This window comes from Pseudomonas graminis, assembly GCF_001705435.1.
Lineage (GTDB): Bacteria > Pseudomonadota > Gammaproteobacteria > Pseudomonadales > Pseudomonadaceae > Aquipseudomonas > Aquipseudomonas graminis_B.
Window position 1 is genome coordinate 63,741 of record NZ_MDEN01000064.1, and the last position, 26,994, is coordinate 90,734.

Annotated in this window: 22 protein-coding genes; 5 read left to right on the forward strand and 17 right to left on the reverse strand. The window is 60.2% G+C overall.

Translation table 11 applies throughout. The features are described 5' to 3' along the window. Window positions 1-114: 114 nt before the first annotated feature. From dnaE to rpsB, 16 genes are all read right to left on the reverse strand, one after another. Window positions 115-3,636 (reverse strand): DNA polymerase III subunit alpha, encoded by a 3,522-nt coding sequence (dnaE, locus tag BBI10_RS15550; RefSeq protein ID WP_065989827.1) that lies wholly within the window; start codon window positions 3,634-3,636, stop codon window positions 115-117. 71 nt (window positions 3,637-3,707) lie between these two features. After that, on the reverse strand, window positions 3,708-4,349 hold the full coding sequence (rnhB, locus tag BBI10_RS15555; RefSeq protein WP_065989828.1) for a ribonuclease HII: 642 nt from the start codon (window positions 4,347-4,349) through the stop codon (window positions 3,708-3,710). Window positions 4,350-4,360: 11 nt separating this feature from the next. Beyond that, the gene (lpxB, locus tag BBI10_RS15560; RefSeq protein ID WP_065989830.1) at window positions 4,361-5,497 is read right to left on the reverse strand and encodes a lipid-A-disaccharide synthase; all 1,137 of its coding nucleotides are present in this window, start codon (window positions 5,495-5,497) and stop codon (window positions 4,361-4,363) included. A gap of 2 nt (window positions 5,498-5,499) precedes the next feature. Next, a complete protein-coding gene (gene lpxA / locus BBI10_RS15565; RefSeq protein ID WP_065989832.1) occupies window positions 5,500-6,276 on the reverse strand; it encodes an acyl-ACP--UDP-N-acetylglucosamine O-acyltransferase in 777 nt (258 codons plus the stop codon). Beyond that, entirely contained in the window at window positions 6,273-6,713 is a 441-nt protein-coding gene (fabZ, locus tag BBI10_RS15570; RefSeq protein WP_037014232.1) for a 3-hydroxyacyl-ACP dehydratase FabZ, read from the reverse strand. Before fabZ ends, lpxA begins: the two co-directional genes overlap by 4 nt. 112 nt (window positions 6,714-6,825) lie before the next feature. After that, window positions 6,826-7,881: a UDP-3-O-(3-hydroxymyristoyl)glucosamine N-acyltransferase gene (gene lpxD / locus BBI10_RS15575; RefSeq protein ID WP_065989834.1), complete on the reverse strand. Its 1,056-nt coding sequence runs from the start codon at window positions 7,879-7,881 to the stop codon at window positions 6,826-6,828. 4 nt (window positions 7,882-7,885) lie between these two features. Next, window positions 7,886-8,389: an OmpH family outer membrane protein gene (locus tag BBI10_RS15580; protein ID WP_037014235.1), complete on the reverse strand. Its 504-nt coding sequence runs from the start codon at window positions 8,387-8,389 to the stop codon at window positions 7,886-7,888. Between the two features lie 46 nt (window positions 8,390-8,435). After that, window positions 8,436-10,808 (reverse strand): outer membrane protein assembly factor BamA, encoded by a 2,373-nt coding sequence (bamA, locus tag BBI10_RS15585; RefSeq protein WP_065989835.1) that lies wholly within the window; start codon window positions 10,806-10,808, stop codon window positions 8,436-8,438. Between the two features lie 75 nt (window positions 10,809-10,883). Beyond that, on the reverse strand, window positions 10,884-12,236 hold the full coding sequence (gene rseP, locus BBI10_RS15590; protein ID WP_065989836.1) for an RIP metalloprotease RseP: 1,353 nt from the start codon (window positions 12,234-12,236) through the stop codon (window positions 10,884-10,886). An 87-nt stretch (window positions 12,237-12,323) separates the two neighbouring features. Next, entirely contained in the window at window positions 12,324-13,514 is a 1,191-nt protein-coding gene (ispC, locus tag BBI10_RS15595) for a 1-deoxy-D-xylulose-5-phosphate reductoisomerase (RefSeq protein ID WP_065989838.1), read from the reverse strand. Further along, window positions 13,511-14,329: a phosphatidate cytidylyltransferase gene (locus BBI10_RS15600; protein WP_065989843.1), complete on the reverse strand. Its 819-nt coding sequence runs from the start codon at window positions 14,327-14,329 to the stop codon at window positions 13,511-13,513. Before BBI10_RS15600 ends, ispC begins: the two co-directional genes overlap by 4 nt. Beyond that, complete coding sequence (gene uppS / locus BBI10_RS15605; protein ID WP_065989844.1) at window positions 14,329-15,084, reverse strand: polyprenyl diphosphate synthase; 756 nt, start codon at window positions 15,082-15,084, stop codon at window positions 14,329-14,331. Before uppS ends, BBI10_RS15600 begins: the two co-directional genes overlap by 1 nt. A 16-nt stretch (window positions 15,085-15,100) precedes the next feature. After that, a complete protein-coding gene (gene frr / locus BBI10_RS15610; protein WP_065989845.1) occupies window positions 15,101-15,658 on the reverse strand; it encodes a ribosome recycling factor in 558 nt (185 codons plus the stop codon). Continuing rightward, window positions 15,655-16,398 carry a UMP kinase gene (gene pyrH, locus BBI10_RS15615; RefSeq protein WP_037014256.1) on the reverse strand — a complete coding sequence of 248 codons (744 nt, stop codon included), beginning with the start codon at window positions 16,396-16,398 and terminating at the stop codon, window positions 15,655-15,657. The genes frr and pyrH overlap by 4 nt, the downstream gene beginning before the upstream one ends. 221 nt (window positions 16,399-16,619) lie before the next feature. After that, window positions 16,620-17,483 (reverse strand): translation elongation factor Ts, encoded by an 864-nt coding sequence (gene tsf / locus BBI10_RS15620; RefSeq protein ID WP_065989847.1) that lies wholly within the window; start codon window positions 17,481-17,483, stop codon window positions 16,620-16,622. Window positions 17,484-17,670: 187 nt separating this feature from the next. Then, on the reverse strand, window positions 17,671-18,411 hold the full coding sequence (gene rpsB / locus BBI10_RS15625; protein WP_065989848.1) for a 30S ribosomal protein S2: 741 nt from the start codon (window positions 18,409-18,411) through the stop codon (window positions 17,671-17,673). Between the two features lie 338 nt (window positions 18,412-18,749). Between rpsB and map the strand changes: the two genes are divergently transcribed. The 3 genes from map to dapC all read left to right on the forward strand — a co-directional run bounded on the left by map (window position 18,750) and on the right by dapC (window position 23,609). After that, window positions 18,750-19,532, forward strand: coding sequence for a type I methionyl aminopeptidase (map, locus tag BBI10_RS15630; protein ID WP_065989849.1), 783 nt, complete (start codon window positions 18,750-18,752; stop codon window positions 19,530-19,532). A gap of 84 nt (window positions 19,533-19,616) precedes the next feature. Next, on the forward strand, window positions 19,617-22,316 hold the full coding sequence (locus tag BBI10_RS15635; protein WP_065989850.1) for a [protein-PII] uridylyltransferase: 2,700 nt from the start codon (window positions 19,617-19,619) through the stop codon (window positions 22,314-22,316). Window positions 22,317-22,412: 96 nt separating this feature from the next. Next, window positions 22,413-23,609: a succinyldiaminopimelate transaminase gene (gene dapC, locus BBI10_RS15640; RefSeq protein ID WP_065989852.1), complete on the forward strand. Its 1,197-nt coding sequence runs from the start codon at window positions 22,413-22,415 to the stop codon at window positions 23,607-23,609. A gap of 30 nt (window positions 23,610-23,639) precedes the next feature. On the opposite strand, the gene BBI10_RS15645 is transcribed toward dapC, so the two are convergent. After that, window positions 23,640-25,286, reverse strand: coding sequence for a Na+/H+ antiporter (locus BBI10_RS15645; protein WP_065989854.1), 1,647 nt, complete (start codon window positions 25,284-25,286; stop codon window positions 23,640-23,642). 255 nt (window positions 25,287-25,541) lie between these two features. On the opposite strand from BBI10_RS15645, the gene BBI10_RS15650 reads away from it, so the two are divergent. Further along, complete coding sequence (locus BBI10_RS15650) at window positions 25,542-25,904, forward strand: ArsC family reductase (protein ID WP_065989856.1); 363 nt, start codon at window positions 25,542-25,544, stop codon at window positions 25,902-25,904. Between the two features lie 31 nt (window positions 25,905-25,935). Further along, a complete protein-coding gene (dapD, locus tag BBI10_RS15655) occupies window positions 25,936-26,970 on the forward strand; it encodes a 2,3,4,5-tetrahydropyridine-2,6-dicarboxylate N-succinyltransferase (protein ID WP_065989858.1) in 1,035 nt (344 codons plus the stop codon). Window positions 26,971-26,994: the final 24 nt, after the last annotated feature.

Sequence of the window (26,994 nt, forward strand, 5' to 3'; positions counted from 1 at the left end):
GGGTCGACGGCCAAGAGGCCGGCCGGTTGATCCGATAAGCGCCCTACCTTAATGGAGCAGGCGCCTTTCGGTCGAGTTTAAAGTGTCGAGTCATCAATATTGAGCTGATCGGTGTCAGCGATACTGCAGGAAGACGTTCTCTCGTCCGAACTGGTCACGCAGCGCCTGAATCAGGCTGTCTGCGGGATCGATCCGCCACGCTTCGCCGAACTGCAGCAGTGCTTTGGCTTCCTGCCCGGTGTAGTCAAGGGTGATCGGGCACGCGCCGCGGTGCTTCTTGCACAGTTCGCCCAGCCAGCGCAGCCGGTCGCCCTTGAGCGCTTCGGCACGCACGTTCAGGCGCAGACTCTCCGCCAGCCCGGTGCGCGCTTCTTCCAGGCTCATCACCCGTTTGGCGCGTAACCGCAAGCCCCCGGAGAAATCGTCGGTACTGACCTCCCCTTCCACCACCACCATGGCGTCGGTTTGCAGCAGCGACTGGGCGGCCTGGAACGAATCGGCAAAGAGCGACGCTTCGATACGCCCTGAACGGTCGTCCAGGGTGATGAAGCCCATCTTGTCGCCCTTTTTGTTTTTCATCACCCGCAGCGCGATGATCAGACCGGCAATGGTCTGGGTTTCCCGCGAGGGTTTCAGATCAACAATACGTTGGCGCGCGAAGCGGCGGATCTCACCTTCGTATTCGTCGATCGGGTGGCCGGTCAGGTACAGGCCCAGGGTTTCTTTCTCGCCACGCAGCCGTTCCTTGAGCGTGACCTCTTTGGCGCTGCGATGGTTCGCGTAAACGTCGGCGTCGGCTTCGACGAACAGGCCGCCGAAGAGATCGGCATGGCCGCTGTCGTGACTACGCGCGGTCTGCTCGGCGGCCTGAATGGCTTCTTCCAGCGCGGCCAGCAGCACGCCGCGATTGCGATCAATGTTGGCTTGGTACTGTTTCGGTTCGTCATAGAAGAACGGGCCGAGACGGTCCAGGGCACCACTGCGAATCAGGCCATCGAGGGTGCGCTTGTTCACGCGCTTGAGGTCGATGCGGGCGCAGAAATCGAACAGATCGGCAAACGGGCCTTCCTGACGCGCTTCGGTGATCGCTTCCACCGGGCCTTCGCCGACGCCCTTGATCGCACCGAGGCCATAGACGATACGGCCGTCGTCGTTCACGGTGAACTTGAATTCGGAGTTGTTCACGTCCGGCGCATCCAGGCGCAGTTTCATGATCCGCACTTCTTCGATCAAGGTCACGACCTTGTCGGTGTTGTGCATGTCCGCTGAAAGCACCGCCGCCATGAATGGCGCCGGGTAGTGACGCTTGAGCCAGGCAGTCTGGTACGACACCAGCCCGTAGGCCGCCGAGTGCGACTTGTTGAAACCGTAACCGGCGAATTTCTCTACCAGGTCGAAAATGTTACCGGCCAGGTCCGGGTCGATATTGTTGGTCTTGCAGCCCTCAATGAAACCGCCGCGCTGCTTGGCCATTTCCTCGGGCTTCTTTTTACCCATTGCACGACGCAACATGTCCGCGCCGCCGAGGGTGTAGCCGGCCATGACCTGCGCAATCTGCATCACCTGTTCCTGATACAGGATGATGCCGTAGGTCGGCGCAAGCACCGGCTTGAGGCCTTCGTACTGGTAATCGACGTGGGGGTACGACAGCTCCGCACGACCGTGCTTGCGGTTGATGAAGTCGTCAACCATGCCCGATTGCAAAGGACCGGGGCGGAACAGCGCCACCAGTGCGATCAAGTCTTCCAGGCAGTCAGGCTTGAGCTTTTTGATCAGCTCTTTCATGCCGCGGGATTCAAGCTGGAAGACGGCCGTGGTTTCGGCGCGCTGCAGCAGCTCGTAGGTCGGCATGTCGTCCAGCGGGATGAACGCGATGTCGAGGGGTTCTTCGTCGACCTTGGCGCGGTCGCGGTTGATCGTCTTCAGTGCCCAGTCGATGATGGTCAGGGTGCGCAGACCGAGGAAGTCGAACTTCACCAGACCGGCTGCCTCGACGTCATCCTTGTCGAACTGGGTGACCAGGCCGCCGCCCTCTTCATCGCAGTAGATCGCCGAGAAGTCAGTCAGTTTGGTCGGCGCGATGACCACGCCGCCGGCGTGCTTGCCGACGTTACGCACAACGCCTTCGAGCTTGCGCGCCATTTCCCAGATTTCCGCCGCTTCCTCATCTACCTTGAGGAAGTCGCGCAGAATCTCTTCCTGCCCGTAGGCCTTTTCAAGGGTCATGCCGACTTCGAAGGGGATCATCTTCGACAGACGATCGGCCAATCCGTAGGACTTGCCCTGCACCCGCGCCACGTCCCGGACCACCGCCTTCGCGGCCATGGAACCGAAGGTGATGATCTGGCTGACCGCGTTGCGACCGTATTTTTCGGCCACGTACTCAATGACCCGATCGCGACCGTCCATGCAGAAGTCGACGTCGAAGTCGGGCATGGAAACCCGCTCGGGGTTAAGAAAACGTTCGAACAGCAGGTCGTATTCCAGCGGGTCGAGGTCGGTGATCTTCTGCACATAGGCCACCAGCGAGCCGGCGCCCGACCCCCGGCCCGGACCCACCGGCACGCCGTTGCTCTTGGCCCACTGGATAAAGTCCATAACGATCAGGAAGTAACCGGGGAACCCCATCTGGATGATGATATCCAGCTCGAAATTCAGGCGGTCAACGTAAACCTGTCGCTTGGCCTCGTAGTCCGGCGTGGTCTCTTTCGGCCAGAGCACGGCAAGGCGCTCTTCCAGCCCCTCGAAGGACACCTTGCGGAAATACTCGTCGATGGTCATGCCATCGGGGATCGGGAAGTTGGGCAGAAAGTGCGTGCCCAGCTTGACGTCGATATTGCAACGCTTGGCGATCTCGACGGTGTTGGCGAGGGCGTCCGGCATATCGCTGAACAGCTCAGCCATCTCCTCCGCGCTCTTCAGGTACTGCTGGTCGCTGTAGTTGTGCGAGCGGCGCGGGTCGTCCAGCGCCCGGCCTTCGCCGATGCACACACGGGTCTCGTGGGCTTCGAAATCTTCCTGCTTGATGAAACGCACGTCGTTGCTGGCGACCAGCGGCACGCCGTGGCGCTCGGCCAGGGCGACGGCGGCGTGCAGGTGCTCTTCATCATTGATGCGGTTGGTGCGCTGGACTTCGATGTAGAAGCGGTCCTGGAAAACCGTCAGCCACTCTTTCAGCAACTCATCGGCTTCCGCCGGGTTGCCGCCGAGCAGGGCCATGCCGATCTCGCCTTCCTTGGCCGCTGACAGGGCAATCAGCCCTTCGCTGGCCTCGGCCACCCACTCGCGCTCGATCACTACCAGACCATTGCGCTGACCATGCATGAAGCCTCGGGAAATCAGCTCTGTGAGGTTGAGGTAGCCTTTGGGGTTCATCACCAGCAGGCTCAAACGGCTGAGCGGTGCATCGCGGTCGCGTCCGGCCAGCCAGACGTCGGCGCCGCAAATCGGCTTGATGCCCGCGCCCATGGCCGCTTTGTAGAACTTCACCAGCGAGCACATGTTGTGCTGGTCGGTCACCGCCACGGCCGGCATGTTCATGGCCGTGAGCGCCTTGACCAACGGTTTTACACGGACCAGACCATCAACGAGGGAGTATTCGGTGTGCAGGCGTAGATGAACGAAAGAAGCCGGCATGGGTGATCCTATGGTGCACAAAAAACGAAGGCCGGATTGTACCGGCCATTCAGAAAAACATCAGCCCGCGATCAACTGAGTGGCAGCGACATAAAACCGGTGGAGACCATCATGTCCCGCGCCGCCCAGGCTTGACGGACCGGACCGAACGAGCGCCGGTGAATCGGCGTTGGACCCAAACGCGCCAGGGCCTCAAGGTGCACGGCGGTGGGATAACCTTTATGGCCGCCGATGCCGTAGCCCGGATAAAGCAGCTCCATGCGCGCCATTTCCCGGTCGCGACTGACCTTGGCCAGAATCGAGGCGGCGGCAATGGCCGGCACGTGAGCATCGCCCTGAATGACCGGCGCGCTGGGCACCGACAGCTGCGGGCAGCGATTGCCGTCGATCAGCGCCAGCTTCGGCGTGATGATCAAGCCTTCTACCGCGCGCTTCATCGCCAGCATGGTGGCGTGAAGAATATTCAGCTCATCGATCTCTTCGACTTCAGCCCGCGCGATGTGCCAGCACAGCGCTTTCTCGCAGATCTCGTCGAACAGTCTTTCGCGCTTGGCTTCGGTGAGCTTCTTCGAATCGTTCAGGCCCAGAATCGGACGCTTGGGATCAAGAATGACGGCCGCAGTGACAACGGCGCCACACAGTGGGCCGCGGCCGACTTCGTCGACACCGGCGACCAGATGCTCGACAAGATTGAAGTCCAGACCCATTTGCATTGATTGCCTGCTCATTGTGAAGGCGTTGCGCCAATCAGGTTCAACACCGCTTCGGCGGCCTGATTGGACGCATCGCGACGCAAGGTTCGGTGAATCGCGTCGAAGCCAGCCGTCTGTGCGTCGCCGTTATCCAGCAACGGCAACAGCGTCTGCGCCAGGGCTTCGGCGGTCGCCGCGTCCTGCAGAAGCTCCGGGACCAGCAACCGCTGGGCCAGCAAGTTCGGCAGCGACACGTACGGGCTTTTCACCATCCGCTTGAGTATCCAGTAAGTCAGTGGCGCCATACGATAGGCAACCACCATCGGTCGTTTGTACAGCAACGCTTCCAGGGTCGCTGTGCCGGAAGCGATCAGCACGGCATTGCACGCGGCCAGAGCCACGTGGGACTGGCCGTCGAGCAGGGTGAGCGGAAGATCGCGGTCTTGCAGAAGTTGCTCAATCTGTTCACGGCGCTGAGGGCTGGCGCAGGGCAGCACGAAACGGATGTCGGGGCGCGCGGCCAGCAGGCGCTCGGCTGCGTCAAAAAACAGCGCACCGAGGCGTCCGACTTCGCCACCGCGACTGCCCGGCATCAACGCAACCACCGGACCTTCGCCCAGGCCAAGTTCCGCACGCGCGGCCCGTTGATCCGCCTGCAGCGGAATGGCGTCGGCCAGCGGATGCCCGACAAAGCGCACCGGCACGCCCTTCTCTTCGTAAAAACGAGCTTCGAACGGCAGGAGGGTCAGCATCAGGTTGCAGCCTTCGCGGATTTTCAGGACACGCTTCTGCCGCCACGCCCACACCGAGGGGCTGACGTAATGTACGGTCTTGATGCCGGCCTGACGAAGCTTGAGCTCGATATTGAGGGTGAAATCCGGCGCGTCGATACCGATGAACACATCCGGCTTTGCGTCGATGAGGGTCTGAATCAGCAACTTGCGCCGGGCGAGCAGCTCTTTGAGGCGACCCAGCACTTCCACGAGGCCCATGACCGACAGGCGCTCCATCGGAAAATACGACGTCATGCCCTGGGCTTCCATGAGCGGCCCGCCGACACCGATGAATTCGGCGTCCGGATGCCGCGCCTTGATCGCACGCATCAAGCCGGAGCCGAGGATGTCGCCGGAGGCCTCTCCGGCCACCAGCGCAATACGCAAGCGAGCCATGGTCAGCGGGTGATGCCGCGAGTCGAAGACTGGATGGACGTGAGGAACAGCTCGACTTCGGGGAACTGCGCAGCGGGTTCGCTCAGCTCGACGATCGCCTGTTCCACGGTCAGGCCCTGACGGTAGACGGTCTTGTAGGCGCGGCGCAGCGCATGAATCGCTTCCTCGGAGAACCCCCGACGACGCATGCCTTCGAAGTTCATGCTGCGGGCTTCGGCCGGGTTGCCAAACACGGTGACAAACGCCGGAACGTCCTTGCCGATGGCAGTGCCCATGCCGGAAAAGCTGTGCGCGCCGATGTGGCAGTACTGATGCACCAGGGTAAACCCGGACAGAATCGCCCAGTCATCCACGTGCACATGGCCGGCCAACGCCGTGTTATTGACCAGAATGCAGTGATTGCCTATGACGCTGTCATGGCCGATGTGCGCGTAGGCCATGATCAGGTTGTGGTCACCCAGGGTGGTTTCCGCACGGTCCTGAATGGTGCCACGGTGGATCGTCACGCCTTCGCGGATGACGTTGTGGTCACCGATTACCAGACGCGTCGCTTCACCTTTGTATTTCAGATCAGGCGTGTCCTCACCTACCGAAGAAAACTGGTAGATGTGGTTGTGTTTACCGATCTTGGTCGGGCCGCGCAGGATCACATGCGGACCGATCACTGTACCCTCGCCGATTTCCACACCAGGTCCGACGATCGACCACGGGCCGACCTCCACATTGTCGGCCAGCACGGCCGTCGGATCGATGATTGCGCGAGAGTCAATCAAACTCATAGTTTGCGTTCCGCACAGATGATTTCAGCCGAGCACACCGGCTTGCCATCAACCGATGCCTGGCACTCGAACTTCCAGATCTGCCGCTTGCAGCTCAGGAACTTCGCTTCGAGGATCAGCTGATCACCCGGCAGCACGGGCTGGCGGAAGCGCAGCTTGTCGGAGCCGACGAAGTAATACAGGGTGCCATCGGCAGGCTTCACATCGAGCATCTTGAAACCCAGGATGCCGGCAGCTTGAGCCATGGCCTCAATGATCAGCACGCCAGGCATGATCGGGTGCTGCGGAAAGTGACCGTTGAAGAAAGGCTCGTTGATGCTGACGTTCTTGTAGGCACGAATGCTCTTGGTCTCGACATCCAGCTCCACCACACGGTCCACAAGCAGGAACGGGTAACGGTGCGGCAGATATTCGCGGATTTCGTTGATGTCCATCATTTCGAAAGGAAGCCTGTAGTAAAGAGTGGGAGGGCGCGACTAACGCGCGTCACTCCTCTAGCAAATCAAGGAGGCAGTTTATCGGCTGTGCACGCTTGATAAGAAAAAGGTATCAGCCATCAGATGAAACTTTACCGCCTGAGGTCACTGCCTCGACAATCTTTTCCAGGTGCTGCAGGCGTCGCGCCATGTCGTCGAGATGACGCATGCGTGCCGCGCTCTTGCGCCACTCCGCAGCCGGCTGCATCGCCGTCCCCGAAGAATACGAGCCGGGCTCGGTGATCGACCGGGTGACCATGGTCATGCCGGTGACGAAAACCCCGTCGCAAATCTCGATATGTCCCACCAGCCCTACACCGCCGGCGAGCATGCAATGCTTGCCGATCTTCGCGCTGCCCGAAATGCCGACACACGCGGCCATGGCCGTGTGATCGCCGATCTGGACGTTGTGGGCGATCTGAATCTGGTTATCCAGCTTCACGCCATTGCCGATACGGGTGTCATCCATGGCGCCGCGGTCGATGGCGGTGTTGACGCCAATCTCGACATCGTCACCGATGGTCACACCGCCGATCTGCGCGATCTTCTGCCAGACGCCTTTCTCGTTGGCGAAACCAAAACCTTCACCGCCCAACACCGCACCGGACTGGATCACCACACGCTGCCCGATACGGACGTCGTGATACAGCGTGACACGGGGGGCAAGCCAGCCGCCCTCGCCGATCACGCTGCGCGCACCGATGAAGCACTGCGCACCAATGGTCACGCCCGCCGCAATCCGTGCGCCGCTCTCGATGACCGCATAAGCGCCGACGCTGGCCGCCGGGTCGACGAACGCGTCTGCGGCCACTACGGCAGTCGGGTGTACGCCGACGGCAGCTTTGGGCTTGGGATCGAACAGATGGGAAATACGGGCGTATGCAAGGTAAGGATCAGGCACCAGCAATGCGTCGGCGGCGTATCCTTCCGCATCCGCCGGCTTGAGCAGCACGGCAGCGGCCTGGGTGGTCGCGAGGAATTTTCGGTACTGAGGATTGGCCAGAAAACTGACCTGATCAGGACCGGCTTCCTGCAAGGTCGCCAGTCCTGTGATTTGCTTGTCCGCCGGGCCACGCAGGGTGGCGCCGAGGAACTCGGCCAATTGGCCGAGTGTGATGGTCGCGGTCATTAACTTACTTCAGCTGATTCATGCGCTCGATAACCTGGCGAGTGACGTCATATTGCGGCTTGACGTCAATCACGGCACCGCGCTCGAACACCAGGTCAAAGCCGCCTTTCTTGATGACTTCTTCTACCGCCTGGTCCAGCTTCGGCTTGAGTTGCTTGAGCATGTCGCGGTCAGCAACAGCCTTGGCTTCGTTCAGCTCTTTGGACTGGAACTGGAAATCACGGGCTTTTTGCTTGAAGTCCAGCTCCAGACGCTCGCGCTCAGGCTGGGCCATTTTGTCGCCACCGGCGACCAGACGATCCTGAATGCCTTTGGCGCTGCTTTCCAGAGCCTTGAGTTTGGTCAGCTGAGGTCCGAATTTTTTCTCTGCATCCACGGCGTACCGTTTGGCTGCGTCGGATTCGAGCAGGGCCATTTGGTAGTTCAGTACTGCGATTTTCATGTCAGCAAATGCCGGGCCTGCGATCAGAACCGTTGCCAGCAATGCCAATTGGGTCAACTTACGCACGATGTAACTCCTACAGAATCCGTTGTCGTTAGCAGTGATCAGACCCTTAGAAGGTCTGACCGAGAGAGAATTGGAAGACCTGGGTTTCGGTGCTGTCGTCCGGTTTCTTGACCGGCATCGCCAGGGCAAAACTCAACGGACCCAGTGCAGTCACCCACGTCACGCCGACACCGACGGAGCTTGCAAGACCGGAGAGGTCGGGGCCGTTGCATTCGACTTTTTGGTTGTCGAGTGTGGTCTTCTGCGAGCCGCAGTTGGTATTGAACGTATTACCCACATCCCAAAAAATCGAGGTGCGCAGCGAGCGCTGGTCCTTGATGAAGGGCAGCGGGAACAGGATCTCGGCGCCACCGGTGATCAGCACGTTGCCGCCGAATGGCAGTGGATCCTGATCCGGGTCGATAGTAGTGCCACGCTTGCCATTACTAGGCGTACTGCGCGGACCAAGCGTGCTGTCCTTGAAGCCACGCACTGAGTTGAAGCCACCGGCGTAGTAGTTCTCGTAGAACGGCAGGCCGGAGGTCGAACCATAACCGTCCCCATAACCCAGCTCCGAGTGCAGACGCAGGGTGTAGTTGTTGGTGATCGGGTGGAACAACTGACCGCGGTAATCAAGTTTATAGAATGCCAGGTCGCTGCCCGGAATGGTGGTTTCCAGGGTCAGGCTCTGGGAGCTACCACGGGTCGGCAACGTGCCTTTGTTGAGTGTCGACTCGGACCAGCCCACCGACGCCTTGAAGTTGGTGAAGCTGTCGCCTTCCTTCTCGATGAAGTCGAAGATCTCATCGACGGTGTACTTACCGGTGCTCAGCTCATCCTTCTGTACCGACAGGCCGAAGTTCAAACGAGAAGTCTCGCTGATCGGGTAGCCCATGTTGATGCCGGCACCCAGGCTGTCAACCGAATAGCTCGCTACGTCGACGTCAAGGTCGTCGTAGTCGGTCTTGCGGTAGAAAGCGCTGTAGCCAAGGCTCACACCGTCCGGCGTGAAGTACGGATCGACGTAGCTGAAGTTGTAACGGGTCTGGTATTCGCTTTTGGTCAGGCCGATGCTGACCTTGTTACCCGTACCCAGGAAGTTGTTCTGGCTGATGGAGCCACCGAGGATCAGACCCGCGCTCTGCGCAAAGCCGACACTGGCGGTGATCGAACCGGACGCCTGCTCTTCAACGGCGTAGTTCACGTCTACCTGATCGTCGGTTCCAGGCACCGCCGGGGTTTCAACGTTCACTTCCTTGAAGAAGCCCAGACGGTCAAGACGGGTCTTGGACTGGTCGATCAGGTAAGTGGAGGCCCAGCCGCCTTCCATCTGACGCATTTCGCGACGCAGCACTTCGTCCGCTGTCTTGGTGTTGCCACGGAAGTTGATGCGGTTGACGTAAGCACGCTTGCCCGGATCGACGACGAAAGTGATATCGACCGTGTGGTCTTCATCGTTCGGGGTCGGCACACCGTTGACGTTGGCGAAGGTGTAACCCTCGTTACCCAGACGGCGGGTGATCAGCTCGGAGGTGGTGGTCATCACCTTACGGGAGAACACCTGGCCCGGCTTGACCAGCAGCAGCGATTTGACCTGATCTTCAGGGACCTTGAGGTCACCGCTCAGCTTGACCGACTTGACGCTGTACTTCTCGCCTTCATGAATGTTGACGGTGATGTACACGCTCTTCTTGTCGGGCGTGATGGATACCTGAGTCGAGGCGATATCCATGTTGATATAGCCGCGGTCGAGGTAGTACGAACGCAGACGTTCCAGGTCACCGGAGAGCTTCTCACGGGCGTACTTGTCGTCGTTCTTGAAGAACGAAAGCCAGTTGGTGGTCTTCAGTTCGAACAGATCCACCAGATCGTCTTCAGGGAAGACCGAGTTGCCCACCACGTTGATGTGCTGGATGGCGGCAACTGCGCCCTCGTTGATGTTGATCTTCAGACCCACACGGTTACGCGGCTGCGGCACGACTTCGGTGGCAACTTCTGCAGAGTAGCGACCCTGTGCAACGTACTGACGTTGCAGCTCGTTGCGCACGCCTTCCAGCGTTGCACGCTGGAAAATCTCGCCTTCGGCCAGACCCGACTGCTTCAGACCCTTCATCAGGTCCTCAGTGGTGATCGCTTTGTTGCCTTCGATCTCGATACTCGAAACCGACGGACGCTCGACAACTGTGATGACCAGGACGTTGCCGTCGCGGCCCAGCTGGATGTCCTGGAAAAATCCGGTTTTGAACAGCGCGCGAGTTGCGTCGACAAGACGCCCATCATCGGCCTGTTCACCCACGTTCAACGGCAGCGCGCCAAACACGCTGCCGGCGGAAACCCGCTGCAGACCGTTGACACGGATATCGGAGATAGTGAAGGACTCGGCGTGAACTTCGGCGATCATCAGTACGGCGAGAACCGCAGTTAGCAGCAGACGTTTCATGAAGTCCTTTCTTATTCCAACTGGCAATAAACAAACTGCCGCAAAATGCGGCAGATTCACAATTCGGCGTAGCTTTTACAGTCGTCCCAGATCGTTGACCAGTGCGAGCAACATCACTCCAACCACCAGACTGATACCGATCTGAACCCCCCAGCCCTGCACCTTCTCTGACAGTGGTCGACCACGCGCCCACTCGATCAGATAAAACAGCAAGTGCCCCCCATCCAGCACGGGTATGGGCAGCAAATTGAGAACACCCAGGCTTATGCTCAGATAAGCGAGGAAATTCAGGAAGTCACCTACGCCTGACTGGGCCGAAGCGCCCGCCACTTTAGCAATGGTTATCGGTCCGCTCAAGTTTTTTACCGAGAGCTCGCCGAACAACATTTTCTTCAGCGAATCGAGCGTGAGCACGCTCATGGTCCAGGTAAGCCGCGCGCCTTCTGCCACGGCGGCTACAGGGCCATAGCTCACCTCGCGCAACATCTCCGGCGGCCAATCCACACCTTTCACGCCCGCACCCAGATACCCGGTCGCCGCAGCGCCTTCGCCCCGTGTAACCAGATCGACAGGCACATTCAGCTGAGCGCCGTCACGCTCGACGCGCACGGAAATCCGCGTGTCGGGATGGACACGAACCCAGTCCACGACCTTCTGCCATTCGTCGACAGGCTCGTCATTAAGCGCCAGCAGACGGTCACCGGTTTTAAGACCTGCGGTTTGTGCAGGGCCTTTCGGATCGAGCTCTGCCAGAACCGGCGGCAGGGCTGGACGCCATGGACGAATACCCAGCGAACGAATAGGGTCCGGCTCGGCTGCGCCCTTGAGCCAGTCGTTGAGCACCAGCGAACGTGGGGTTTCCACGTCAGAACCCTGCTCGCGAACCTTCAACGCGATGCTGCCGCTCTCACCCAGGCGACGCACCAGTTGCAGGTTCACGCCGGCCCACCCGGTGACGGCTTCGCCATCCACCGAGACAATTTCCTGACCGGAACTCAGCCCGGCCTTTTCCGCAATACTGCCTGGCTCGACGCCGCCCACCACAGGCCGCACCTGCTGGCTGCCCAGCATGGCGAGTACCCAGAAAAATACAATCGCCAGCAGAAAGTTGGCGACCGGGCCGGCAATCACGATAGCGATACGCTGGTAGACCGACTTGCGGTTAAAAGACTGATCAGCCAGCTCGGGGGGGACGTCGCCCTCCCGTTCGTCGAGCATTTTCACGTAGCCGCCGAGCGGAATCGCCGCCACGACGTATTCGGTGCCCTTTCGATCACTCCAGCGCAACAACGGCATGCCAAAGCCCACCGAAAAACGCAGGACTTTGACGCCACAGCGGCGGGCCACCCAGAAGTGGCCGAACTCGTGAAACGTCACCAGCACGCCCAGCGCAACCAGGGTGCCGACAATCATGTATAGCGCGCTCATCGCTGCTCTCCGGGTACCGATCTAGCGGTGCGTTGAAGCCCACATTGCCTGCGAATCATAAGAAACATTACTGCCTGAACCGACTGCCTAGCGACCATTGCGCCCTAGCCATTGCTCAGCCAGCGCACGCGCTCGCGCATCGATCTCGAAAACCGTCTCCAGCTCGGACACGGCGACGACGGGCTCGAGGTTCAGAACCTCGTCGATCATACTCGCGATTTCCGGGTAGCGAATGCGCTTGTCCAGAAACGCCGCGACCGCGACTTCATTGGCAGCATTCAGTACCGCAGGTGCACTGTCGCCCGCCTCAGCAGCTTGCCGTGCCAGACGCAGGCATGGGAAGCGCACTTCGTCCGGTGCCTCGAAGTCCAGCCGCGCGATGCTGAACAGATCCAGCGGCGAGACACCTGAGTCGATGCGCTCGGGCCAGGCCAGCGCGTGAGCAATCGGCGTACGCATGTCGGGATTACCCAACTGCGCGAGCACCGAACCGTCGACGTAATCGACCATCGAATGGATCACGCTCTGAGGGTGAATGACCACCTCGATCCGCGCGTGCGTCGTGTCGAACAGCCAGCAGGCTTCGATCAGCTCAAGGCCCTTGTTCATCATGCTGGCGGAATCGACGGAAATCTTGCGGCCCATGGACCAGTTGGGATGGGCGCAGGCCTGATCCGGGGAAACGTGCTCCAGCTCGGCGAGCGGTGTCTGCCGGAACGGGCCACCGGATGCGGTCAGCAGAATGCGCCTGACGCCAACCTTCTCGAGACCGCTTTCGTAATCACGCGGCAAGCACTGGAAGATCGCGTTGTGTTCGCTGTCAAGCGGCAGCAGCACCGTCCCACTGCGACGAACAGCCTGCATGAACAAGGCGCCGGACATGACCAGCGCTTCTTTGTTGGCCAGCAGGACCTTCTTGCCCGCCTCGACAGCGGCCAGGGTCGGACGCAAACCGGCGGCACCGACGATCGCGGCCAGCACGGTATCCACCAGAGGGTGTGCAGACACCTCACAGAGCCCGCCCTCCCCCACCAGCACGCGGGTATCGAGACCCGCGGCGCGCAGGTCGTCCTGCAACTGCCGCGCGGCGGCTGTCGTCGGAACCACGGCGAATTGCGGGGTATGGCGAACGCACAACGCCAGCAGCTCGGCCAGACGCGTGTAGCCCGTCAGGGCAAACACCTGGTACCGCGACGGGTGCCGTGCAATGACGTCCAGCGTACTTAACCCGACCGAGCCCGTCGCGCCAAGCACGGTAATGAGCTGAGGCGTACTCACATCACGCCCCAGTCCTGGGCGGCCCAGAGCAGCAATGCGAACACCGGAATGGCAGCGGTCAGGCTGTCGATGCGATCCAGCACACCACCGTGGCCCGGAAGCAGGTTGCTGCTGTCCTTGAGCCCGGATTTGCGCTTGAACATGCTCTCAGTGAGGTCACCGACGACCGAGATCAGCACGACGATCGCCGCACACACCAGCGCGAAGATGATTTCGCCCAGCGACCAGCCGCGATAGACACCCACCGCCGCAGTGATCAGCAGGCACGCCGCCAGACCACCATAAAGGCCTTCCCAGCTTTTACCCGGGCTGACCTTCGGCGCCAGCTTGCGCTTGCCGAATGCCTTGCCGGAGAAATAGGCGCCAATGTCGGCACCCCACACCAGAATCATCACCGACAGGATCAGCCAGTTGCCCAGCGGCATTTGCTTGATCAGCACCAGACCCTGCCACGCCGGCAGCAGTATCAGCAAACCGATCAGCAGCTTGCAGATGGCACTGGACCAGTGCTCGCTGGACTCGGGATAGGTCAGCACCAGCCAGGTTGCCACCAGCCACCAGATCAGCGCCGCCACCAGCAACCAAGGCGCGAGGTCGGGCAACAGGTACAACAGAAACAGCAGCGCAGCGACCACCACGGCGTACAGAACGCGGGAAGATTGCGCCTCGAAGCCGGAGAGACGCGCCCACTCCCATGCGCCGAGCACGACGACTGCACCAATGAACAATGCAAAGCTGCCGCCTTCGAGCAGGAAGAAACCGCACAGGGCCAGCGGCGCAAGGATCAGCGCAGTGATGATTCGTTGTTTAAGCATTAAGCGCGGGCTCCAGCTTCTACCTGCTCGCTGGTTTTCCCGAAGCGGCGTTGGCGAGAAGCGAAATCGGCCAGCGCAGTGCGCATGGCATCGTGTTTGAAGTCCGGCCAGAACAGGTCGGAGAAATACAGCTCGGCATAGGCCAGCTGCCAGAGCAGGAAGTTGCTGATGCGGTGCTCGCCGCCCGTGCGGATGCAGAGGTCGGGCAACGGCAGATCGCCAGTGGCCAGGCACGTCTGCAGAAGCTCCGGAGTGATGTCGTCCGGCCGCAAGTGGCCTGCCTGAACTTCACGGGCCAGCCGCTGGGCTGCCTGAGCGATATCCCACTGACCGCCGTAGTTGGCGGCAATCTGCAAAACAAAGCGGCTGTTTTCAGCCGTGCGCTGCTCGGCTTCGCGGATGGCGGCCTGAAGCTCGGGATGAAACCGCGAACGGTCGCCGATGATGCGCAGACTGATGCCGTTCTCGTTCAGGCGCTTGGTTTCGCGACGCAGCGCCGTGAAAAACAACTCCATCAGTGCGCCGACCTCTTCCGCCGGGCGCTGCCAGTTCTCGCTGGAGAACGCGAACAAGGTCAGCACTTCGACCTTGGCCTCTGCACAGACTTCAATCACGGCACGAACAGCATCGACCCCGGCCTTGTGGCCCGCTACACCGGGTAGCAGGCGCTTTTTGGCCCAACGGTTGTTCCCATCCATGATGATCGCGACATGACGCGGCACCGATGCCGGCGCAGCCAGCTTTGTCTTATCCATGAAAGCTTCCCGGCCCTTATACGGCCATCAGGTCCGCTTCTTTGGACTTGGTCGCGGCGTCGATGTCAGCCTCAGCCTTGTCCGTCAGCTTCTGGATGTCAGCAGCAGCGCGGCGCTCTTCGTCTTCGCTGATTTCCTTGTCCTTGACCAGCTTCTTCAGCTCACCCAAAGCGTCACGACGGATGTTACGCACGGCAACGCGAGCGTCTTCTGCGGCACTGCGCGCCTGCTTGGTGAAACCCTTGCGGGTCTCTTCCGTCAGAGCAGGCATGGAGATCAACAGCATCTCGCCCAGGTTGGTCGGGTTGAGGTTCAGACCAGCACTCTGAATGGCCTTGTCGACCGCAGAAAGCATGTTGCGCTCGAACGCCACGACCTGCAGCGTACGGGAGTCCTTCACGGTCACGTTGGCCACGCCGCTCAACGGGGTGTCGGAACCGTAGTACGGCACCATCACACTGCCGAGAATGCTCGGGTGGGCCTTGCCGGTACGGATCTGGCCGAATGCATGGGCCAGGGACTCAAGGGATTTCTTCATCCGCTCTTGAGCGTCTTTCTTGATTTCGTTGATCATTGTTCGCCTTCCTCGATCAAAGTACCTTCCGCGCCGCCATGCACGATGTTCAGCAGGGCGCCGGGCTTGTTCATATTGAAGACACGCAGTGGCATCTTGTGGTCACGACACAGACAGATGGCTGTCAGATCCATTACACCCAGCTTGCGATCCAGCACTTCGTCATAGGTCAGACGATCGAACTTCTCGGCATGCGGGTCCTTGAATGGATCGGCAGTGTACACACCATCGACCTTGGTTGCTTTCAGCACGACATCAGCGTCGATCTCGATCGCGCGCAGGCACGCTGCTGAATCCGTGGTGAAGAACGGATTGCCGGTACCGGCCGCGAAAATCACGACTTCCTTGGCATTCAGGTGACGCATGGCTTTGCGACGGTCGTAGTGATCGGTCACGCCCACCATGGAAATGGCCGACATCACGATGGCCGAGATGTTGGCGCGCTCCAGCGCGTCACGCATGGCCAGCGCATTCATTACGGTGGCCAGCATGCCCATGTGGTCGCCAGTGACCCGATCCATGCCGGCCGCGCTCAGCGCTGCGCCGCGGAACAGGTTACCGCCACCGATGACCAGGCCGACCTGAACGCCGATGCCGACCAACTGACCAACTTCAAGGGCCATGCGATCCAGCACCTTGGGGTCGATGCCGAACTCTTCCGACCCCATCAGGGCCTCGCCGCTGAGCTTGAGTAGAATGCGTTTATAGCGAGCTTGATAGCCACTGCCCTGCTGAGCCATTGCGAATCTCTCCTGCGGCGTTTGAAAAAAATCGTTCGAGTTGCGGGCCGTTTTCGACCTGCGCTAACTCTAGGTCACTGCTTCAGGGAATTGCAGCCTCGTAGGCCCAACTTCCTGCAAAAACAAATTCCGTGCAGCAATAACAATTCCGCGTACCGCTTTGACAAAGAGGCTGCGCGCGTGAGCGGGCAGCCTCTTCGGGGCGACAGTTGGAAACCGTCTTATTGCTTGCTTGCAGCTACTTGAGCAGCGACTTCTTCAGCGAAGTTGTCGACTGGCTTCTCGATGCCTTCGCCTACTTTGAAGTAGGTGAAGGAAACGATTTCAGCGCCGGCTTTCTTGGCCAGTTCACCGACCTTGATTTCCGGGTTCTTGACGAACGCTTGCTCAACCAGGCTGGCTTCAGCCAGGAACTTGCTGATACGACCGCCAACCATCTTCTCGGCGATTTCAGCAGGTTTGCCTTTCAGCTTGTCTTCGTTCAGTTGCATGAAGACATTCTTCTCGCGCTCGATCGCTTCCGGGGAAACGTCCGAAGGCAGCAGGAACTCAGGGTTGGTCGCTGCTACGTGCATCGCGATGTCTTTGGCCAGCTCTGCATCGCCGCCCTTGAGGACGACAACCACACCGATCTTGTTGCCGTGCAGGTACGAACCCAGAACGTCGCCTTCGATGCGCGCCAGACGACGGATGTTGACGTTCTCGCCAACCTTGCCGACCAGAACCAGACGATCAGCTTCCATCGCTTCAACCAGAGGCTCAACGGTGGTCAGCTTGTCAGCGAAGGCTTTCTCGACGCTTTTAGCGACGAATGCCTTGAAGTCATCCTGCAGAGCCAGGAAGTCGGTCTGGGAGTTGACTTCGATCAGGACTGCGGCTTTGCCGTCGTCCTTGATGGCGATGGCGCCTTCAGCAGCAACGTTGCCTGCTTTCTTGGCTGCCTTGATTGCGCCCGAAGCACGCATATCGTCGATGGCTTTCTCGATGTCGCCGCCAGCCTTGGTCAAGGCCTTTTTGCAATCCATCATGCCTTCGCCGGTACGCTCGCGCAGTTCTTTGACCAACGCTGCAGTAATCTCTGCCATTTCAAAATCCTCTTGGATAGGTCTTCAACCATTCCACCCGCAATGCGGGCGTTCAAATTCTTGAAAATCCATGGTGACTGCTGCACATGACAATAAGATCGATGGCAACGTCAGATGGTTTTCGAGGTGGCAAAAAGGGGGCCAAGCCCCCTTTTTGCGTACTGAGTCAACGCCAGGCGTTTGTTACTCAGCCTTCAACAGTTGCCGCTGGAGCTTCTTCAGCGTAAACGTCGGTGCCGCCAGCATTGTTGTTGCGACCACGGATTACAGCGTCAGCCATCGAACCCATGTACAACTGAATGGCGCGGATTGCGTCATCGTTGCCCGGGATGATGTAGTCAACGCCTTCAGGGCTGCTGTTGGTGTCGACAACGCCGATGACCGGGATACCCAGCTTGTTGGCTTCGGTGATCGCGATGCGCTCGTGATCAACGTCGATAACGAACAGGGCGTCTGGCAGACCGCCCATGTCCTTGATACCACCCAGGCTACGATCCAGCTTTTCCAGATCGCGAGTGCGCATCAGCGCCTCTTTCTTGGTCAGCTTGGTGAACGTGCCGTCTTCTGCCTGGACTTCGAGATCACGCAGACGCTTGATGGAAGCGCGGATGGTCTTGAAGTTGGTCAGCATGCCGCCCAACCAGCGGTGATCGACGTACGGCGAACCGCAACGTGCTGCTTCTTCAGCAACGATCTTGCCAGCGGAACGCTTGGTGCCGACGAACAGAATCTTGTTTTTGCCCTGGGCCAGGCGCTCAACGAAAGTCAAAGCTTCGTTGAACATAGGCAGGGTTTTTTCAAGGTTGATGATGTGAATCTTGTTGCGCGCGCCGAAAATGTATTTACCCATTTTCGGGTTCCAGTAACGGGTCTGGTGACCGAAGTGCACACCGGCCTTCAGCATATCGCGCATGTTGACTTGGGACATGATAGTTCCTTGATAAGTCGGGTTAGGCCTCCACGTATCCCAATGACCAACCAGCGGCTTGAGCCGAAGGCACCCAGGTCATCGTGTCGACACGTGTGTGGGTTAGAGCTTTCGGGGCAGACCCCGTAAAGCGGCGCATTTTATATCACAAAAAACCGGATAACGGAACTCGAAATAAGAGCCTGTTTTCCCGACGCTTTTGCCTCCCTCGTGCGAGCCGTCAGGCACCCTGCCTGCTCGAAGGGAGACGGGATGATAACCCGCCTGACGACGGTCTGGTAGAATCGCGTTTTTTCCGTATCAAGCCGTGGCTGCGCCGCGCCGAGAGAGCCTGTTTAATGACCGTGACACTGAAAACCCCCGAAGACATCGAAAAGATGCGAATTGCCGGCCGCCTGGCTGCCGACGTGCTGGAAATGATCGGCGCCCATGTAAAGCCTGGCGTAACCACCGACGAGCTGGACCGCCTCTGCCACGATTACATCGTCAACGAGCAGAAAGCCATTCCGGCGCCGCTGAATTACAAGGGTTTCCCGAAATCCATCTGTACCTCGATCAACCATGTCGTCTGCCACGGCATTCCGAACGAGAAGCCGCTCAAGAATGGTGACGTGCTGAACATCGACGTGACCGTCATCAAGGACGGCTACCACGGTGATACCAGCAAGATGTTCCACGTGGGCAAGGTGCCTGAGTGGGCCGAGCGTTTGTCCCGCGTCACCCAAGAGTGCCTTTATAAAGGCATCGAAGTGGTCAAGCCCGGTGCGCGCCTGGGCGATATCGGCGAAGTGATCCAGAAACATGCCGAAAAGAACGGCTTCTCCGTCGTCCGCGAATACTGCGGCCACGGCATCGGCAGGGTCTTCCATGAAGAGCCGCAAATTCTGCACTACGGCGAGGCCGGTAAGGGAATGGAGCTCAAGGAAGGCATGACCTTCACCATCGAACCGATGATCAATCAGGGCAAGGCTGACACCCGCTTGCTGGGCGACGGCTGGACAGCCATCACCAAGGACCGCAAGCTGTCGGCGCAGTGGGAGCACACCATTCTGGTGACCGCGACCGGCTACGAAATCTTCACCCTGCGCAGCGATGACACCATCGCCCGCACCTCGGCCTGATCGCGACGCCACTCGCCATTGTGGTCGTTACAGCCAGCACGGTCGGTTTAGCACGGTCGGTATAGATAGAAGGAAAGCAGTTCGATGCCGCAGGTGGACCCAGATTTGTTCGATCGCGGCCAGTTTCAGGCCGAGCTGGCACTGAAGGCCAGCCCCATACCCGCCTTCAAGAAAGCTATCCGTCAGGCGCGTGAAGTGCTGGACGGACGCTTCAAGTCAGGCCGTGAAATTCGCCGCCTGATCGAAGACCGCGCCTGGTTCGTCGATAACATCCTGCAGCAGGCCTGGGATCAGTTCGACTGGAGCGAAGACGCCGACATCGCCCTGCTGGCGGTCGGCGGCTACGGTCGCGGCGAACTGCACCCCTACTCCGACATTGATCTGCTGATCCTGCTGGACAGCGCCGACCATGAGGTTTTCCGCGATTCCATCGAGCGTTTTCTGACGCTGCTGTGGGACATCGGCCTGGAGGTCGGTCAGAGCGTGCGCTCAGTGGACGAATGCGTCACCGAGGCACGGGCCGATCTCACCGTCATTACGAATTTGATGGAGAGCCGCACGATTGCCGGCCCCGAGCGACTGCGTCAACGCATGCTCGCCGTCACCAGCACCCGCGAAATGTGGCCGAGCAAGGAGTTCTTCCTGGCCAAACGCGCCGAGCAGAAGAACCGTCATCACAAATATTTCGACACTGAGTACAACCTTGAGCCCAACGTCAAAGGCTCGCCCGGCGGGCTGCGGGATATTCAGACCATTCTCTGGGTTGCCCGTCGCCAGTACGGCACGCTGAATCTGCACGCACTGGCCGACGAGGGTTTTCTGCTGGAGAGCGAAAACGCGCTGCTGGCGTCCTCCCAGGAATTTCTCTGGAAGGTCCGTTATGCGCTGCACATGCTGGCCGGTCGTTCCGAAGACCGACTGCTGTTCGATTACCAGACCAGCATCGCGCGCCTGCTGGGTTACGAAGACAGTGACGCCAAGCTGGCCATAGAGCGCTTCATGCAGAAGTACTACCGGGAGGTCATGAGCATTGCGCAGCTCAGCGACCTGATCATCCAGCACTTCGAAGAAGTGATTCTCGCGGACGATGAAGGCACGGTCACCGAGACGATCAACTCGCGCTTCCAGCTGCATGACGGCTACATCGAAGCGACTCATCCAAACGTTTTCAAGCGCACGCCGTTCGCGATGCTCGAGATCTTCGTGCTGATGGCGCAGCGCCCGGAAATAAAAGGCGTGCGCGCCGACACCATCCGGCTGCTGCGGGAACACCGCTACCTGATCAACGACGATTTCCGCAACGATATCCGCAACACCAGCCTGTTCATCGAGTTGTTCAAATGCGAGATCGGCATCCACCGCAACCTGCGGCGGATGAACCGTTACGGCATTCTCGGGCTGTACCTGCCAGAGTTCGGCCACATCGTCGGGCAAATGCAGCACGACCTGTTCCACATCTACACGGTCGACGCCCATACGCTGAACCTGATCAAGCACCTGCGTAAGCTGCAATACACCCAGGTGTCAGAGAAATTCCCGCTGGCCAGCAAGCTCATGGCCAGACTGCCCAAGCCCGAGCTTATTTATCTGGCCGGGCTGTACCACGACATCGGCAAGGGCCGCGGCGGCGATCATTCGGAACTGGGCGCGGTGGATGCCGAAGCGTTCGGCATTCGTCATCACCTGCCCCACTGGGACACCCAGCTGATTGTCTGGCTGGTGCAGAACCATCTGGTGATGTCGACCACCGCCCAGCGCAAGGACTTGTCCGACCCGCAGGTGATTCACGACTTCGCCCAGTTCGTCGGCGATGAAGTGCATCTGGACTACCTCTACGTGCTGACCATCGCCGACATCAACGCGACCAATCCGACGCTGTGGAACTCGTGGCGGGCCAGCCTGTTGCGCCAGCTGTACACCGAGACCAAGCGCGCGCTCAAGCGTGGGCTGGAGAATCCGGTCGACCGCGAGGAGCAGATCCGTCGCACCCAAAGCGCCGCCCTGGATATTCTGGTGCGCAGCGGCACTGATCCCGACGATGTCGAGCAATTGTGGTCCCAGCTGGGTGATGACTATTTCCTGCGTCACACCGCAGGTGACGTGGCCTGGCACAGCGACGCGATTTTGCAGCAGCCGGCCGATGGCGGCCCGTTGGTGCTGATCAAGGAAACCACCCAGCGCGAGTTCGAAGGCGGCACGCAGATATTCATTTATGCGCCCGACCAGCATGACTTCTTCGCCGTGACCGTGGCGGCGATGGACCAGCTGAACCTGAACATTCACGACGCCCGGGTCATCACCTCCACCAGCCAGTTCACCCTCGATACCTATATCGTGCTCGACAGTGAAGGCGGTTCGATCGGTGAAAACCCGGAGCGCATCAAGGCCATTCGTGAAGGGCTGACCGAGGCGCTGCGCAACCCCGACGATTACCCGACCATCATCAAGCGCCGGGTGCCGCGCCAGCTCAAGCATTTCGCGTTTGCGCCCGTGGTGACGATTTCCAACGACGCACAACGGCCAGTCACGGTGCTGGAACTCAGCGCGCCGGATCGCCCCGGGCTGCTGGCGCGACTGGGCAAGATCTTCCTGGAGTTCGATCTGTCACTGCAGAACGCCAAGATCGCCACGTTGGGCGAGCGCGTGGAAGACGTGTTCTTCCTGACCGATGAAAACCACCAGCCGCTGTCCGATCCGCAGCTGTGCCGACGCCTGCAGGATGAAATCGTCGAACAGCTCAGCGTCAATCCCGAGCCCGGCAGCGAGTTGCGCATCAGCATTTGAACCGGCCAGGACGGCCAGCCATACCGACTTGATTCAACGGCGCCCTGCGACATCGTGAACACGAGTGCGGGCGCCCAGCCTTGAGAACGATTCGACATGAATAACGCCCTGCAGCAGCTTCAGCCCTACCCTTTCGAGAAACTCCGCGCCTTGCTCGGTGCTGTCACGCCGAATCCGGACAAACGTCCGATCGCCCTGTCGATCGGCGAACCCAAGCACAAGTCGCCAGAGTTCGTGGCCAAGGCGCTGGCCGACAACCTCGATCAGATGGCGGTCTACCCGACCACGGCAGGGATTCCTGCGCTGCGTGAAGCCATCGCTCACTGGTGCGAGCGCCGTTTCAGCGTGCCGGCCGGCTGGCTGGATGCAGCGAAACATGTGCTGCCGGTCAACGGCACCCGCGAGGCGCTGTTTGCCTTTACCCAGACGGTCGTCAATCGCGCTGACAACGGTTTGGTGATCAGCCCCAACCCGTTTTACCAAATCTATGAGGGCGCGGCGTTTCTGGCCGGCGCCACTCCGCACTATCTGCCTTGCCTGGCCGAACATGGGTTCAACCCGGATTTCGACGCGGTCAGTGCTGATGTCTGGGACCGCTGCCAGATTCTGTTTCTGTGCTCGCCGGGCAACCCGACCGGTGCGCTGATCCCGCTGGAAACCCTGAAGAAGCTTATTGCGCTGGCCGACAAGCACGATTTTGTGATCGCGGCCGACGAGTGCTACAGCGAGCTTTATTTTGACGAAGCGACCCCGCCGGCCGGGCTGCTCAGCGCCTGCGCGGAACTGGGTCGCCAGGATTTCAAGCGCTGCGTGGTGTTCCATAGCCTGTCCAAACGCTCGAACCTGCCGGGCCTGCGGTCGGGTTTTGTCGCCGGCGATGCCGACATTCTCAAGGCGTTTCTGCTCTATCGCACCTACCACGGCTGCGCAATGCCGGTGCAAACGCAACTGGCAAGCATCGCGGCCTGGAGCGACGAAGAACACGTGCGCGCCAACCGCACGCTGTACCGGGAGAAGTTTGACGCTGTGCTGGAAATCCTCAGCCCGGTCATGGACGTGCAGCGCCCCGACGGCGGCTTCTATCTGTGGCCCAACGTCGGGACTGATGACGCGAAGTTCTGCCGTGATCTGTTCGTCACTGAACACGTGACCGTGGTACCGGGATCATACCTGTCCCGGGACGTCGACGGCTTCAACCCCGGCGCCGGCCGCGTGCGCATGGCACTGGTTGCACCGCTGGCCGAGTGCATCGAAGCCGCCGAGCGCATCCGGGATTTCGTCACGAGCCGCTGATACCTGTCTTGCTGAGGCGTTATTCGTGCCTCAGTGCGCCAGACCCAGATTGGCTTCGTTGAGATCGAGTTCGGCCAGCACCAGGCGCAGCACGTCATCGCCGATCTGGTGATGACGGTGCAGGTTGTAAAGCTCCAGACGCTGGGCACGCAGGGCGTTGAGGCGCATGCGTTTCTCCAGTTGGTCCATCTGAAAGGCCAGCGCCTGGGCCTCGGCGGTGTCGTTGAATATATCCAGTCGCTGGCGATATTCAGACATGATCCGCGCCTTTACTTCTATCGCGAGCACCGCCTGCGCAGCCTCGGGTGAATCCGTGGTTGCGGGGATCGCTTCGTTCTCCAGTGTCTTGATTGCCGCCTGAGCCGTACGTTTCCAGGCATCCCGCACTTCGCGCTTCATGCGCGTGTCCGGCTCATTGACCTGCCCACGCAGCAGCAGCGGCAAGCCAATGCTCGCCGACACCAGCGACAGCAGGATCACCCCTGCCGCGATGAAAATCAGCAAATCACGCTCGGGAAAGTCGACGCCGGCGCTGATCAGCAGCGGCACCGACAATGTACCCGCGAGCGTGACTGCACCGCGCACCCCGCCCACCGTCAGCAGCAATGAAGAACGGGTCGACAGATCCAGCGTGCCGTCACCCCTGCCGCGCCAGCGCCGAATCTGGATCATCAGCCGCCAGACGCTCTGCACCCAGATGTAACGCAACACCGCCAGCACGACGAAAATCGCCAGCACATCCAGGCAACGCCACAACAGGGTCGGCCACAGTGTCGCTTCGTGGTGGGTAACGGCGGTAATGATGTCCGGCAGTTGCAAGCCCAGCAGCAGGAAGATCAAGCCGTTGAACGCAAACTCCAGGAGGGTCCACACGCTGCGATTGAGCAGTCGAGTGGTGGTCTGGCGGGGCAGCAGATCGACCCAGCTTTGCATCATCCCCGCCGCCACCGCCGAGAGAATGCCGGACAGTTCAAGGCGCTCGGCCAGGACGTAAGCGGCAAACGGCAGCAGCAACATGAAGACAACGTGGGTCGCCGGATCATCCCAGCCCCGGGTGATCATCCGGCTGCGCAGACGCCCCACCACCCAACTGAGCGCAACGCCCACGGCCAGACCGCCACAGGCGACCAGCACAAAATTCAGGCTGGCATCGGTCAGGGAGAACACGCCTGTGATGGCAGCTGCGAGGGCAAACTTAAAAGTGACCAGGCCGGTGGCGTCGTTCATCAATGCCTCGCCCTGGAGCATGCGCATGATCGGCGCGGGCAGCCGGTCCTGGGCGATGGCCGAGACCGCCACGGCGTCGGTCGGGGACAGCACCGCGGCCAAGGCAAAGGCGACAGGCAAGGGAATGGAAGGCAGCAGCCAGTGGATGAAGTAACCGGCGCCGATCACGGTAAAAATCACCAGCCCGACCGCGAGGGTCAGGATTGCGCCGCGATAGCGCCAGAGATCGCGCTTGGGCATGCGCCAGCCATCGGAAAACAGCAGCGGCGGCAGGAACAGAAACAGGAACAGCTCAGGGTCGAGCGCCACGTGCAGGCCCAGCGTCGGCCAGGCGAGTAAAGCGCCCGCGGCGATCTGCACCAGCGGCAACGGCAGCGGAATCACCCGGGCCAGCAATCGCGAGACACCTACCAGCGTCAACAAGATAAGGACGGTATAGGCTGATTGCATTGCGTGTTTCCCCAAGCGTGTGACACATGACTGACATCGGCAACAGACCCGATGCGTCCGGCAAAGTGCCCCTCATAGCGGCTGCAAGGGGTCATGGGTTTCTGATACATCCCTGGTAGCCGGCCATTGTCGCCCCAGGTCACGCCGCGCAAACCCACTTCGAACGGACAAAGCGTCGGCCCGCCGCGCTTACCCGGCGTGTACGTGGCATAATCCTCCACCGTTTTTTTCAACCGTCCCGAAAGGAGCAGGCCGATGGCCAAGGAAATCCACACGTTGCACCTGTTTGGGATCAAAGCCTGCGACACAATGAAGAAGGCGCGCACCTGGCTCGATGAAAAATCGGTGAATTACGATTTCCACGACTACAAGACCCAGGGCATTGATCGGGACCACCTGGCCCGTTGGTGCAACGAGCATGGCTGGCAGACGGTCCTCAACCGCGCCGGCACGACCTTTCGCAAACTGGACGAGGCGCAGAAAGCCGACCTCGACCAGGAAAAGGCCATTGAGCTGATGCTCGCCCAGCCCTCGATGATCAAACGCCCGGTGCTGGATCTTGGCGAAAAAACCCTGATTGGCTTTAAACCCGAACTGTACGCTGCGGCTATCGCCTGATTGAGATAGCCCTAAATAACGAGGTATCTGCATGTCCACTTCTCTGTTCAGCCTGGCCTTTGGCGTTGGCACACAAAACCGTCAAGGCACCTGGCTGGAGGTTTTCTACGCCCTGCCGCTGCTCAACCCGTCGGCTGAAATCGTCGCCGCCATCGCGCCGATCCTGGGCTACACCGGTGGCAATCAGGCCATCGCATTCAACACCGATCTGTCCTCGCGTCTGGCCAATGCCCTCAAGGGTATCGACGACACCCAGGCCGCACTGCTGACCCGACTCGCCGAAAGCCACAACCCGCTGGTTGCCACGCTGCTGGCTGAAGACGCCGCGCTGACCTCCACCCCTGAGGCTTACCTAAAGCTGCATCTGCTGTCCCATCGTCTGGTCAAGCCCCACGGTTTGAGCCTCGCCGGCGTGTTCCCCCTGCTGCCGAACGTCGCGTGGACCAGCCAGGGCGCCATCGACCTGGGCGAACTGGCCGAGCGTCAGTTGGAAGCCCGCCTGAAAGGCCACTTTCTGGAGGTCTTCTCCGTGGACAAATTCCCGAAAATGACCGACTACGTTGTGCCGGCCGGTGTGCGCATCGCTGACACGGCGCGCGTGCGTCTGGGCGCCTACATCGGCGAAGGCACCACCGTGATGCACGAAGGTTTCGTCAACTTCAACGGCGGCACCGAAGGCCCGGGCATGATCGAAGGTCGCGTGTCGGCTGGCGTATTCGTCGGCAAGGGTTCGGACCTGGGCGGCGGCTGCTCGACCATGGGCACGCTGTCGGGCGGCGGCAACATGGTGATCAAGGTCGGCGAAGGCTGCCTGATCGGCGCGAACGCCGGCATCGGCATTCCGTTGGGCGATCGCAACACCGTTGAAGCCGGTCTGTACGTCACCGCCGGCACCAAGGTGGCGCTGCTGGACGACAAAAACGAGCTGGTCAAAGTCGTGAAGGCCCGTGAGCTGGCCGGCCAACCAGACCTGCTGTTCCGTCGCAACTCGCAGACCGGCGCAGTGGAGTGCAAATCCCACAAGTCGGCCATCGAGCTGAACGAAGCGCTGCACGCTCACAACTGATCGATGCTGCGTGCGGGTTCGGTT